Origin of the sequence: Oceanimonas baumannii (assembly GCF_002245495.1) — a bacterium.
Lineage (GTDB): Bacteria > Pseudomonadota > Gammaproteobacteria > Enterobacterales > Aeromonadaceae > Oceanimonas > Oceanimonas baumannii.
In genome coordinates, this window is the sequence record NZ_NQJF01000004.1 from 115733 (window position 1) to 128427 (window position 12695).

Below are 12695 nucleotides of genomic sequence, written 5' to 3' on the forward strand. Positions count from 1 at the left end.
ATCGGCCAAGGGCCGGTTTAGTTCAAAGCTGGAGAGCGATTTACATGACCCACGCATCCGTAACAGATGTGCTGGCTGGCAAATATGCCGTTGGCACCACCCTCACTGTAAAGGGGTGGATTCGCACCCGCCGTGACTCCAAGGCGGGCATTTCGTTTTTGGCCATTCACGATGGTAGCTGCTTTAATCCGGTGCAGGCCGTGGTGCCCAACAGCGTGGCGAATTATCAGTCTGAAGTGGTGCGTGTAACCACCGGCTGCTCGGTGGAAGTCACCGGCACCGTCACCGAGTCTCAGGGTCAGGGCCAGGATTTTGAACTGCAGGCCACTGCGGTTAAGGTCGTTGGCTGGGTGGACGATCCCGACTCCTACCCGATGGCCGCCAAACGCCACTCCATTGAATATTTGCGAGAATACGCTCATCTGCGCCCGCGTACCAACCTGATTGGTGCCGTGGCCCGGGTGCGTAACTGCTTGTCTCAGGCGCTGCACCGCTTCTTTCATGAAAACGGCTATATGTGGGTAGCCACTCCCATCGTCACCGCCTCCGACTGTGAAGGTGCCGGTGAGATGTTCCGGGTATCGACCCTGGATCTGCAAAACCTGCCCCGTACCGACAAGGGTGATGTCAACTTTGATGAAGACTTTTTCGGTAAAGAAGCCTTTCTTACTGTGTCTGGCCAGCTGAACGCCGAGACCTATGCCTGTGCCCTGAGCAAGGTCTACACTTTTGGCCCGACTTTCCGCGCCGAAAACTCCAACACCAGCCGCCACCTGGCCGAGTTCTGGATGGTAGAGCCGGAGCTGGCCTTTGCCGATCTGGACGATGCCGCCAAGCTTGCTGAAGACATGCTGAAATATGTATTCCGCGCTGTGCTGGAAGAGCGCATGGACGACATGACCTTCTTTGCCCAGCGGGTAGATAAAGACGCCATTACCCGCCTGCAGGATTTTGTTGAGAAAGACTTTGCCCAGGTGGACTACACCGATGCGGTAGACATTCTGCTGAAATCCGGCAAAACCTTTGAGTTCCCGGTGGAATGGGGTATCGATTTGTCCTCCGAGCATGAGCGCTACCTGGCGGAAGAACACTTCAAGGCTCCGGTTGTCGTGAAGAACTATCCGAAAGACATTAAAGCCTTCTATATGAAGCTGAACGCCGACGGCAAAACCGTGGCTGCCATGGACGTACTGGCTCCCGGCATTGGTGAAATCATCGGCGGCTCCCAGCGTGAAGAAGTGCTGGAAGTGCTGGACGCCCGTCTGGAAGAAATGGGCCTGAACAAGGAGGATTACGGCTGGTACCGGGATCTGCGCCGTTACGGCACCGTGCCGCACGCCGGCTTTGGCCTGGGATTTGAGCGCCTGGTGGCCTATGTCACCGGTATGGGCAACGTGCGTGATGTTATCCCCTTCCCCCGCACCCCGCGCCACGCCGAGTTTTAATGACTGGCCAGCAACGATAAAAAAGCCCCGGGACCGGGGCTTTTTTGTGTAAGCCCGGCAACAACCAGGCACACCTGTCAGCTGTTAATAATAACTCTGGCCTTGCTTTGCCATTTCCAGCAGCGGTTCACAGGGTTTAAAGCGTTCGCCGTATTTGCGCGAGTACTCTTCCATCTTCGCCACTATGTTAGCGATGCTCTGCTGATGCATATAATGGAAAGGGCCACCGGTAAAGGGCGGGAAGCCAATACCAAACACCGCGCCGATATCACCGTCGCGAGCAGATGCCACCACACCATCGTGCAGCGCCTGCGCCGCTTCATTCAGCATTAACAAGACACACCGCTCGGCAAGGTCCTGGGCCGGCAGCCGTGCTTGCGGACTAATGCCAAGCAAGCGATACATATCGGGATCGGCAGGCTTGCCCTTTTTATTGAAGGCATAAAAACCGCGGCCGTTCTTTTTGCCATGACGCTTGTCATCCAGCAGCTTGCCAAAGGCTGAAGGCGCCTTAAAGCGGCTGCCCAGCTCCTGCTCCAGCACGGGGGCAATTTTTACCGCCACATCAATGCCCACTTCATCCAGCAGCGTAATGGGCCCGACCGGAAAGCCGTATTTCACCAGCGCCCGATCAATAGATTCAACGGGCTCACCTTCCAGCAGCAGACGAGCCGCTTCGTTGATGTAAGGTGCCAGAATACGGTTTACATAAAAGCCGGCACTGTCTTTTACCACAATGGGTGTTTTGCCCTGGGCCCGGGCCAGTTTCAGCGCTGTCGCCACCGTGACTGCACTGGTGCCGGCATGGGGAATGATTTCGGCCAGCGGCATTTTCTCTACCGGGCTGAAATAGTGCAGCCCTACTACCCGGGAAGGATCGGCCGCACCTTCGGCAATGTGGTGAATGGGAATGGACGAGGTGTTGGTAGCAAAAATAGTGTGCACCGGGCAATTAGCCTGCACCTGCTCCACCATCTGCCGTTTAATGTTAACGTCTTCAAAGACCGCTTCCACTACCACGTCTGCCCGCTCAAAGCCGCTGTAATTCAGGGTACCGGTGAGCCCGGCCAGTTGCCGGTTCATGGCCATTCTGCTCAGGTGCTTTTTCTTTACCTTGTCATTCAGCAAACGGTGGGCAGTGGCCATGGCCTGATTAATGCCCTTATGGTTAATGTCTTTGATACGCACCGGAAAACCGGCTTTGGTGGCCGTCACAAAGGCAATGCCCCCGCCCATCAGCCCACCGCCCAGCACCCCGACCCGGTGCAGCGGGCCAGGTTCGACTCCCTGATACTCGGTTTCCTTTTTCATTTCGGTGGTGGCAAAAAACAGCCGGCGCAAAGAGGCAGACTCCGCCGTCATCACCAGCTCGCCAAACGCCGCAGCCTCTGCGTTGTAACCGGCCTCACTGCCGTGCTCCAGGCCGGTATGCACCACCTCCAGCAACTTTTCCGGGGCCGGATAATTACCCTGGGTTTTGCGGCGCAATTTACTGAGAGCCTGATCAACAATGAGTTTGCGCCCAAGCGGATTGCCCTCAAGAACACGGGTTTTAAGATCTGTTTTACGGGTGTTGGCTGGCTTGCCTTTTTTAGCCATGGCCACGGCAGTACGCAGCAAAATGCTCTCGGGCACACAGTCGTGCACTAACCCCGCCTTTTGTGCCTGTTTGGGTCGTAGCTGCTTGCCGGTCAGCATCATATCGAGGGCACGCATCAGCCCCACCAGCCGTGGCAGGCGCTGAGTCCCTCCAGAGCCAGGGATCAGCCCCAGTTGCACCTCGGGTAACCCTAAACGGGTAATATCGGCATCACTGCACACCCGGCCATGACAGGCCAGCGCCAGCTCCAGCCCGCCACCCAGACAAGGGCCGTGAATAGCAGCAATAACCGGCAGCTCCAGACTTTCCAGCTCACTGAATATTTGCTGACCGGTACGGGCCAGCGCTTCTGCCGCTCCGGCGCTGGTGCAGCTGTCCAGCATGCGCACATCGGCTCCGGCAATAAAGGAGCCGGGCTTGCCCGAGCGCAGCACCAGCCCCTGAATGGCGGGGTTATTGCGAATGTCAGCCAGCAGTGCCCGCAATTCGCCGGCAAAACTCTCGCGCAATGTATTCATGCGCTCACCGGGCACGTCTATGGTGATAATGCCAATGCCGTCATCCATGCTCAGGCTAAAAGTTGCTTCAGTCATCAGCGGCCTCCAGTACCATGGCTACGCCCAGACCGCCGGCGGCACAGGCAGTGGCCAGGGCCAGACCGCCGCCCCGGCGGTTAAGCTCATTCAGGGTTTGGGTAATCATCCGTGCGCCGGTGGCGGCAAAGGGGTGACCAAAGGCCAGGGAGCCGCCCAGTACATTGAATTTGTTCATATCAATACTGCCGATGGCTTTGTCCTGGCCCAGCTCATGTTCGGCAAAGTGCCGGCTTTCAAAACATTGAATATTGGCCAGTGTCTGAGCCGCAAAGGCTTCGTGCATGTCGATCAGATCCATGTCTGCCAGCGTGCAGCCCGCCTGCGCCAGCGCCTTGGGGCTGGCATAACTTGGTCCCAGCAGCATGTCATGATGCACATCAATGGCAGCATAGGCATGGCTGCGCAGATAGCCAAGTGGGGCTAACCCCAGCGCCCTGGCACGGCTTTCGGTCATCATCAGCACAGCGGCGGCACCGTCGGTCAGGGCCGAGCTGTTGCCAGCGGTAACGGTACCATGGCGTTTATCAAAAGCGGGCCTGAGGCGTTGATAGTCTTCTGGACGAGTATCGGCACGCAAGGTGTTGTCTTGCCCGAACGGCTCCTTAAAAGGCGGCACAAAGGCGGTCATGACTTCGTCATTCAGCCAGCCCTGTTGCCAGGCATTGGCAGCAAGCTGATGCGAACGGCGGGCAAACTCATCCTGATCCCGGCGGGAAATGCCGTAACTTTTGGCCATTTGCTCGGCGGTTTGTCCCATGGTGAGACCGGTGGAATATTCCGCCACCGCCGGCGGCACCGGAGCCAGATCCTTCAGTTTCAGTTTCCGCAAAATCGTCAGCTTTTGTTTCAGGCTTTTCGCCCTGCTCAACTCCAGCAGTGCGGCAGCCAGGTGCCGCGATACGCCGATGGGCAGTACGGAAGAAGAATCTGCCCCTCCGGCGATACCCACCTCTACCCTGCCCGCCAACATGGACTCGGCAAGACTCGACACGGCCTGGAAACTGGTAGCACAGGCTCGGGTAACACTGTAAGCATCGGTGCTGACGGGCAACTCGGTGCCCAGCACGATTTCCCGGGCAATATTAGGGGCACTGGGCATCTGAATCACCTGACCAAATACCAGTTGTTCAATGCAGCCGGCGTCTACCGGCGCGCGCGCCAGCAGTTCAGAGACCAGTATACGGCCCAGATCAAGCGCGGCCATGTCCTTAAAGGCCGTGGCCTGACGAGCAAAGGGAGTGCGCAGCCCGGTAACGAAGGCAATGCGATCACCCCGGGGCGTAGCGAGAGGAAATGTCGGTGACATGAACGCTCCTTGGATCAGCAAGAGGTCGGACCTGCATGCATAGTAGCAATGGCATTCTAGGTTTCAAACAGGCGATTAAATTTTTACCGGTAGCTATATCAATACACCGCAGTCGCAGCGAGTGGCAACAATGGTTAGACTGAAGAGCAGATGCCCATCTGGGGAAAATGATGATTTCCATATTTAAGCGAAAGCAACAAGGGCAGCCAACGGTCTCTAAAGACATGATGATAAAACAAAAACGTTATGAGGCGCTGGTGTATGCCCTGCATGGTGACCTGTTTCGCTATGCCTTCTGGCTGTGCCACGACCGGCAGGTGGCTGAAGATTTGGTGCAGGAAACCTTTTTGCGTGCCTGGAAGGCGCTCGACAGCCTTAAGGAAGAGAAAGCCGCCAAGGCATGGCTTATTACTATATTGCGCCGGGAAAATGCCCGCCGGTTTGAGCGCAAGCAGTTCGATCTGGTCGATGTGGAAACCACTGCCGTGCCCGACAAAAAATCACCGGGCCCCGAGCAGAACATGGAAAATGAGTGGCTGCGCCGGCACATTGCCGACCTGGCCCCTGAGTATCGGGAGCCGCTGTTATTACAGGTGATAGGTGGCTTCAGCGGAGAGGAAATTGCCGGAATACTGGATCTGAACAAGAACACCGTGATGACCCGCCTCTTTCGCGCCCGTAATCAGCTTAAAGAGGCGATGGAGCAAAACAACTCACCAAGAGGTCGCAGTAATGGATGATCTGGAGTTCCGCCGGCGGGCCTATGCGGATCCTGATGACAAAAGCCCCGAATTTCTCTCTGCCTCTGCCAGTTGCCTGAGCAACCGTCAGTTTCTGGATGAGCTGAAAGTCTTTAACCACAAGCTGAGCAAGGCTCTGGAAGAACCGGTGCCTGATGCCCTGCCCGACAAGCTGATGCTGTCTCACCTACTGCGTCAGCCCGACAGAGAAACACGGCGCTGGCAGCCATTGGCGGTGGCGGCCTCAGTCGCCTTTGCTCTGGGGTTTGCCACTCGTTTTATTACCTTTTCACCCCAGGCGGTTGCCGAGCCGCCGTCGGTGGCTCAGGTGGCAGTCAGCCATGTGCTGCAGGAAATACCGTTCACACATTACGTGGATGAAGAGGTAACGCTGAACACGGTGAACGCCAAACTGCGCCCTTATGGCACCCGGCTGCAGAGCCTGAACAGCCTTGGTAAAGTGTATTATGCCAACCATTGCATGTTTGCCGGCGGTCCGGCGGCCCACCTGGTGATACAGGGCGAGCACGAACGGGTACATGTGTTTCTGGTGCCCATGGAGCGTGCCCTGCGGTTGCAGGATCGCTTCAGTGAAGACAACCTTCACGGCGAGGTGCTGTCCATGAGTTACAACCGCCTGGTAGTCGTCAGCGATCGCAGCGAAAACGTAAGCCGCATGGCCGAGCAGGTTAAGGCGTCTTTGGAAAAGTCGATTTAACCCTTCAATCACCGTCATGCCCGCGCAAGCGGGCATCCAGCCACCTCTGAAAGCTGCACTATGGACACCGCCTTCGCGAAAATGACGCTCCGTCGCGGAAATAGCGGTATCGCTTCAGTCATCACATGATACTTCACGGTTTTCAGCTCCGCTCCCGTTCGGCACCATCTACTATAAGAGTTGTAAGCACTTTTAGTGTAAGATCCTGACCTGATTACACGGAAGCCATTAATGCTGTTTGCAACGACAGGAACGCGCTATGACCATTGAACTCCCTATTTTAATAACCTTTGTCGGCTATCTGGTGCTGACCATGCTGATTGGTGTGGTGGCTTATAAAGCAACCAGCTCGCTGAGTGATTACATTCTGGGTGGCCGCCGCCTCGGGCCCGGTGTGGCGGCACTGAGTGTCGGAGCCTCGGACATGAGCGGCTGGCTGCTGCTGGGACTGCCCGGTGCGGTTTATATGTATGGCCTGAACCAGGCATGGATCGGCATCGGGCTGGTGCTGGGTGCCTGGCTTAACTGGCTGTTTGTGGCCAAGCGCCTGCGGGTATATACCGAACAGGCCAACGACTCATTAACCCTGCCCGACTTTCTGGAAAACCGGCTTGACGATCGCAGCGGACTTATCCGGGCAATCTCGGCACTGACCATTCTGATCTTTTTTGTGTTTTACACATCATCAGGCCTGGTAGGTGGTGCCATTTTATTTGAAAAAGTCTTTGGCCTGCCCTATCTGACCGCCCTGTTTATTGGTGGTGCTGTCATTGTTTCCTACACCTTTATGGGTGGCTTTCTGGCCGTGTCCTGGACTGACTTTTTCCAGGGTATTCTGATGCTGCTGGCATTAATCGTTATGCCCTGGGCAGTAATGAACGAGCTTGGTGGTGTTGAGCAGACCCTGACCACACTGGATGCCATGGGCGAACACAAACTGGATCTTTTCCATGACTTTTCACTGCTGAGCGGTCTTAGCCTGCTGGCCTGGGGTCTGGGTTATTTTGGACAGCCTCATATCCTGGCCCGCTTTATGGCCATCGACTCACCGAAGTCGGTGCCGCTGTCGCGCCGTATTGCCATGAGCTGGATGATCTTGTCTCTGATTGGTGCGCTCGGCGTGGGCCTGTCCGGAGCCGTTTATTTCACCGATGCTCCGCTGGAAAATTCCGAAACGGTATTCCTGGCACTGGCCAATGCAATATTTAACCCCTGGGTAGCGGGTTTTCTGATTGCCGCCATTATGTCAGCCATTATGAGCACCATCGACTCACAGCTGCTGGTGTGCTCCTCGGCCATTACCGAAGACTTTTATAAACGCTGGCTGCGCCCCCGGGCCAGTGACTATGAGCTGGTGTGGGTAGGCCGGTTTGCCGTGTTGGCTGTGGCGGTGCTGGCACTGATCATTGCCACCGACAGAAATGCGACGGTACTGGATCTGGTCAGTTACGCCTGGGCCGGCTTTGGTGCGGCCTTTGGCCCGGTGATGATTCTGTCGGTATTCTGGCCACGCCTTACCCGTAACGGGGCCCTTGCCGGTATTATTCTGGGCGCCTTAACCGTGATTGGCTGGAAACAACTGGAAGGTGGCCTGTTTGACCTTTACGAAATTGTGCCCGGCTTTATTATTTGCGGCCTGGCCTGTATCCTCGTCAGCCGCTATGACAAGGCCCCCTCTAAATCTGTGGAGCTGGGTTTCCGCCGCATGGAGTCTGAGCTGTAATCCGAAGCGGGTATACCTGCTTACGTTTTGATTTTTTCACAAAAGAGGCCGTAAGGCCTCTTTTTTTGAAACACTTGTTTTACTTTTTAGTGACTTATTTTTAATCTTCCGGAGACACTTCGTCTTTATACCGGCGGTGTTATGTTGTCTCGCCCCTTGTCTCCCGGACACATGAGAGGAATCTATGAACAAAAAGACATTGACCCTGTCAATGCTGGCTGCTGCCATCACCACAAGCCAGGTACAGGCTGCTGCCTTTCAGCTCGCAGAACAGAGCACTTCCGGCCTGGGACGGGCCTACGCTGGCGAAGGTGCTGCCGCCGACAATGCCGCAGTGCTGGGCCGCAACCCGGCCGCCATGACCTTGTTTGAACAAACGTCACTGTCGGCCGGTGCCGTCTATGTCAACCCGAAAGTAGACGTTGAAGGCAAACCCACCGCCATGCAGGCCGCTGGTGCCAATATGGCCGGTCTGCCCACTCAGTCAGATGATATTGCTAACGATGCTATTGTGCCGTTCTTCTATTATGTACAACCCATTAATGAGCAGTGGGCTGCCGGCCTCGGCATATTTACCAACTATGGACTGTCAACGACCTACCAGGATAATCACTATGCCGGACCGGTAGCAGGCAAAACAGCACTGACAACCATTAACCTTAATCCCAGTATTGCCTACCGGATTAATCAGCATCTGTCATTGGGTGCCGGCTTTAATGCGGTGTATGCCGATGCAGAGTTAATCAGACACTCAGGCGTTGCCGCACTGACTCCGGGATTAGGGCTGCAACCGGGCTCTGAATTTGTTCGACTGACCGGCGACGACTGGGGCTATGGCTGGAACATTGGTCTGCTGCTGGAAGCCGATGAGCATAACCGGTGGGCTCTGACCTACCGCTCTGAAGTGGAACTGTCTCTGGAAGGACATTATTCCAGCGCCCTGCCCCAGTTGCCCGGTAATATGCCGGTGCAGCCCGGCTTACCGGTCGGCACCGGCAGCATGGTGAAACCCGGCAGCCTGGATCTGACCCTACCAGCCATTGCCGAATTATCAGGCTTTCATCAGGTAGCCCCGGCCTGGTCTGTGCATTACGGCATTATGTGGAGCGAGTGGAGCAGCTTTGAAGAGCTGCGGGCGCTGGGCACGGATGGCAACACCCTGTTCCAGAAAGATGAAAAATTTAATAATAGCTGGCGGATCAGTGCCGGGCTGACCCACCAGCTGAACGATCAGTGGGCAGTACGTGGTGGCCTGGCTTATGATGAATCACCGGTGCCGGAAGCCACCCGCAGTATTTCCATACCTGATGTGGATCGTACCTGGTATACCCTGGGAGCCACTTACGCGGTTAATCAGAACCTGAGTCTGGACGCCGCGCTGGCGTTTCTGGATGGTGGCAAGGTAGATGTTAATGAAGCCCCCTACCAGTTTTCATCCGGTGGCGATGCCTGGCTGATGGGCCTGCAAATGAACTACCGGTTCTGACCCTGAATATGACAATAAAGCGCCACCCGGCGCTTTTATTTTGCCTTTGAGGTTTGGCCCGCTCCGGTCGATTACTGTATATTACCCTGACCAGTTTTTTGTTGGTTTTTTCATGAACGCATACAGCTTTGTCGCACGCCAGGCCATTCTTGATGTAAATGGTGTCCCATTGGGCTATGAATTGCTGTTCCGGCTTGGACTTGAAAATCGCTTTCCCGATATTGATGCCGAGCAAGCTACCCGCCGGCTGATCGCAGAGCAATTTTTAAGCGATAAGATCGACGATCTGGTCGGCTCCGCCATGTGTTTTGTGAATTTTCCTGACACGCTGCTGGAAGAAGGGCTGGCAACGGCTCTGAACCACAAAAACATGGTCATTGAAATTCTTGAAGATGCCCGGCCCACTCCGCAATTGCTGGAACAGGTGAAAAAGCTGAAAGCTGCCGGCATTAAAGTAGCACTGGATGATCATGTGCCCGGTAAGGGCTGGAGTGCATTTTTTCCATATGTTGACTTTATCAAACTCGACTTGCGTCATCTGCCACTGGATGAATGCCGCTCTATTATTGAACAGTGTACAGAATACACTGCTTTACGATTTATTGCCGAAAAAGTAGAAACACGGGAAGAATTCAACGCGGCCCGGGAGGCGGGTTTTGACTATTTTCAGGGCTACTATTTTCAGCAACCTCAGGTGATTCAACGCCGTCTGCTGACCACTGACGAACTGACCGCTTTTGAACTGTTATCAGCGGTCAGCGAGAAACATATCGACTACGACCGGCTCACCGCCTTATTCAGCCGGGATCTGCCGCTTACCTATAACCTGCTGCGCTATGTAAACAGCCTGCACCTTGGTTATAAACGCCAGAGTATCGAAAACCTGCGCAATGCCATTGTTTATCTTGGCCAGGAGCAGCTGAAGCGGTTTACCGCCATGGTGATGACCGCTTATATCAGCAAGAAGAAAAACCGTGAGCTGTATCGTCTGTCCATTGTCCGCGCCCGCTGGTGTGAACTGCTGGCAGAGCAGCTGAATAACAGTATGACTAACGATGCATTTATGTGTGGGTTATTTTCATTACTGGATGTACTGCTGGAACGCCCTATTGCCGAAATTTTGCCACAACTTCCTGTTTCAGAAGAAGTAAAACAGGCCCTGGGACAGGGCAAAGGTCAACTTGGTTTTCTGCTGGGCTTAATGGACAATCATGAAAGAGCCAATTGGAACAATTTGAAACAGCGGCTCGATTTTATAGGGATGGAAGAAAAGATAAACGCCGACTGTTATGAAAAAGCCATCTGCTGGAGTAACCAGCTTGAGGCCAGCCGCAATAACACCCCGTAAATATTTTTCTCCATTAAAACGGAAAACTGTCAGCAGCATCACGCCGGGACCAAGTCACCTTCAGCATGACCGCTACGAAGCCGCTCAGCAGACTCTGAGCGCTCCTCCAGTCGGCTCCGGCCTTTAAGCCCGGCTCCCGCCGGGCAAATAGGCTTAACGGCGGAACAACGACCAGAATCCCAGAACGGCAGCAAATGTGATTGCCGATACCAGAAGCCCTGTCAACAAGCTGGTGGTAATTCCCAGCGCAAGAAAACCGGCAATACTCACCAACGCCATTGAAAGCGCATAGGGTAGTTGAGTCATCACATGATCAATATGATGACAGGACGCCCCGGTAGAAGAAAGAATGGTGGTATCGGAGATGGGTGAGCAGTGATCACCAAAGACGGCACCGGCCATCACCGCCGCCATGCCGGGCAGCAGCATTTGTGGGTCTATCGCCATGGTCATATCGGCAGCAATGGGCAGCATAACGCCAAACGTCCCCCAACTGGTACCGGTGGCAAATGCCATCACGCCAGCCAGTACAAACAAAATGGCCGGTAACAGATAAAGCGGCAGGCTCTGCTGTACCAATGACGCCAGATACTTGCCGGTTTCCAGCTCACTGATAAGCCCGGCAATGGTCCAGGCAAACAACAGAATGTAAATGGCAGGCAACATACCCTTCAGACCCACCATAATGGTATGAGCCCAGCCGGCAGCGGAAGTACGTTCGCGTATCAGCGCACCTGCACAGATCAGTAGTCCGGCCACACCGCCAGCCACCAATGAGCGGCCCACATTGGTATTCTCCAGTGCTCCCAGCAGGCTAAACGACTCTCCCGCTTCATTCAGAGCCTGAGTACCGGTCCAAAGCAGGCCTGCTACAGTCACCAACGTCAGCCCACCGATAGCAAACAGCAGATCGGTAACACGGCCACCGGCTACTTCATGATCATGCACCCCCGGAGGGGTGCCCTTGCTTTTATCAAACAGCTCACCCTGCAGTGCCCGGCTTTCATGCTGTTGCATTAATCCCAAATCCCAACCGCCGCGGATCACCAGAATCACCATTAACAGTGTAAAAATGGCATAGAAATTCATCGCTCCCATGGTGATAAAAGCCGCTAACGGACTTTGTCCGGTGATGCCATAGCCAGCCAGAATGCCACCGATCAGGGCAATAATATACGCCCCCCATGACGATACCGGCATTAATACGCAAATAGGAGCGGCAGTAGAATCCAGTAAATAGGCAAGTTTAGCGCGGGATATGCCAAACCGGTCGGTCACCGGGCGACAAATGGTACCTACCGACAGACTGTGAAAGTAATCATCGATAAAAAAAACAAATACCAGCAAACCGGTCATGGCCTTGGCCTGGCGCCGGCTCTTAATGCGCGCCTGCGCCCATTCGGCAAAAGCATGGGTCGCCCCTGCCTTGCTCAGCATGCTGATAATGCAGCCCAGCAACAACAGGAACAGCAATATATTTACATTCCATTCATTGAGCGCACCTTCGCTCCAGAACAGTGAAAACACTTTAGAGGAAAGATGTGACAGGGAAGTCAACGGGTTGAATTGCTGCAACAATAGCGCAGCCAGCACAATGCCCAGACCTAATGATAACAATACTTTACGAGTGACAATAGCCAGCACAATGGCTATTAGCGGGGGCAATACTGACCAGAAAGTCTGAATAAACGGATGAGCTTCCACAGCGGCACCTGAATGTTAAGTAATAAAAA

9 protein-coding genes are annotated in these 12695 nt (G+C 54.7%); 6 read left to right on the forward strand and 3 right to left on the reverse strand.

Going from position 1 to position 12695, the window contains the following annotated elements:
• The first annotated feature begins 44 nt into the window (after positions 1 to 44).
• The gene (gene asnS / locus B6S09_RS05875; RefSeq protein ID WP_094277575.1) at positions 45 to 1445 is read left to right on the forward strand and encodes an asparagine--tRNA ligase; all 1401 of its coding nucleotides are present in this window, start codon (positions 45 to 47) and stop codon (positions 1443 to 1445) included.
• Positions 1446 to 1529: 84 nt separating this feature from the next.
• Here asnS and fadJ read toward each other — a convergent pair whose 3' ends face one another.
• Entirely contained in the window at positions 1530 to 3638 is a 2109-nt protein-coding gene (gene fadJ, locus B6S09_RS05880) for a fatty acid oxidation complex subunit alpha FadJ (RefSeq protein WP_094277576.1), read from the reverse strand.
• Entirely contained in the window at positions 3631 to 4947 is a 1317-nt protein-coding gene (gene fadI / locus B6S09_RS05885) for an acetyl-CoA C-acyltransferase FadI (RefSeq protein WP_094277577.1), read from the reverse strand. Before fadI ends, fadJ begins: the two co-directional genes overlap by 8 nt.
• Before the next feature lie 224 nt (positions 4948 to 5171).
• Between fadI and B6S09_RS05890 the strand changes: the two genes are divergently transcribed.
• The 5 genes from B6S09_RS05890 (at position 5172) to B6S09_RS05910 (ending at position 10962) form a co-directional block, all read left to right on the forward strand.
• Positions 5172 to 5687: a sigma-70 family RNA polymerase sigma factor gene (locus B6S09_RS05890; RefSeq protein ID WP_243832758.1), complete on the forward strand. Its 516-nt coding sequence runs from the start codon at positions 5172 to 5174 to the stop codon at positions 5685 to 5687.
• Complete coding sequence (locus B6S09_RS05895) at positions 5680 to 6405, forward strand: DUF3379 domain-containing protein (protein WP_094277578.1); 726 nt, start codon at positions 5680 to 5682, stop codon at positions 6403 to 6405. The genes B6S09_RS05890 and B6S09_RS05895 overlap by 8 nt, the downstream gene beginning before the upstream one ends.
• Before the next feature lie 259 nt (positions 6406 to 6664).
• A complete protein-coding gene (putP, locus tag B6S09_RS05900; protein ID WP_094277579.1) occupies positions 6665 to 8128 on the forward strand; it encodes a sodium/proline symporter PutP in 1464 nt (487 codons plus the stop codon).
• A gap of 184 nt (positions 8129 to 8312) precedes the next feature.
• Complete coding sequence (locus tag B6S09_RS05905; protein WP_094277580.1) at positions 8313 to 9614, forward strand: outer membrane protein transport protein; 1302 nt, start codon at positions 8313 to 8315, stop codon at positions 9612 to 9614.
• A gap of 112 nt (positions 9615 to 9726) precedes the next feature.
• On the forward strand, positions 9727 to 10962 hold the full coding sequence (locus B6S09_RS05910) for an EAL and HDOD domain-containing protein (RefSeq protein ID WP_094277581.1): 1236 nt from the start codon (positions 9727 to 9729) through the stop codon (positions 10960 to 10962).
• Positions 10963 to 11115: 153 nt separating this feature from the next.
• On the opposite strand, the gene B6S09_RS05915 is transcribed toward B6S09_RS05910, so the two are convergent.
• Positions 11116 to 12666: a Na+/H+ antiporter NhaC family protein gene (locus B6S09_RS05915; protein WP_094277582.1), complete on the reverse strand. Its 1551-nt coding sequence runs from the start codon at positions 12664 to 12666 to the stop codon at positions 11116 to 11118.
• Between the last annotated feature and the right edge of the window lie 29 nt (positions 12667 to 12695).